Genomic DNA, 476 nt, shown 5'->3' on the forward strand with positions numbered 1-476 from the left:
AAGTGTTCTTCCCTGGCAACAGAGCTTTACGATCCGAGAACCTTCATCACTCACGCGGCGTTGCTCCGTCAGACTTTCGTCCATTGCGGAAGATTCCCTACTGCTGCCTCCCGTAGGAGTCTGGGCCGTGTCTCAGTCCCAGTGTGGCCGATCACCCTCTCAGGTCGGCTACGCATCGTCGCCTTGGTGAGCCGTTACCCCACCAACTAGCTAATGCGCCGCAGGCCCATCTGCAAGTGACAGATTGCTCCGTCTTTCCCAATTCAGCCATGCAGCCAAATTGTGTATCCGGTATTAGCATTCGTTTCCGAATGTTATCCCAGTCTTGCAGGCAGGTTGCCTACGTGTTACTCACCCGTCCGCCGCTAACCATCAGAGAAGCAAGCTTCTCTTCAAGTCCGCTCGACTTGCATGTATTAGGCACGCCGCCAGCGTTCGTCCTGAGCCAGGATCAAACTCTCCATAAAAGAAGTTTT

Annotated in this window: 1 rRNA gene; it reads right to left on the minus strand. The window is 54.2% G+C overall.

The features are described 5' to 3' along the window. Positions 1 to 467: ribosomal RNA gene (locus L6H65_RS26485) — 16S ribosomal RNA — on the minus strand; the annotation flags it as partial. Positions 468 to 476 lie beyond the last annotated feature (9 nt).

Origin of the sequence: Paenibacillus plantiphilus (assembly GCF_927798095.1) — a bacterium.
Classification (GTDB): Bacteria; Bacillota; Bacilli; order Paenibacillales; family Paenibacillaceae; genus Paenibacillus_Z; species Paenibacillus_Z plantiphilus.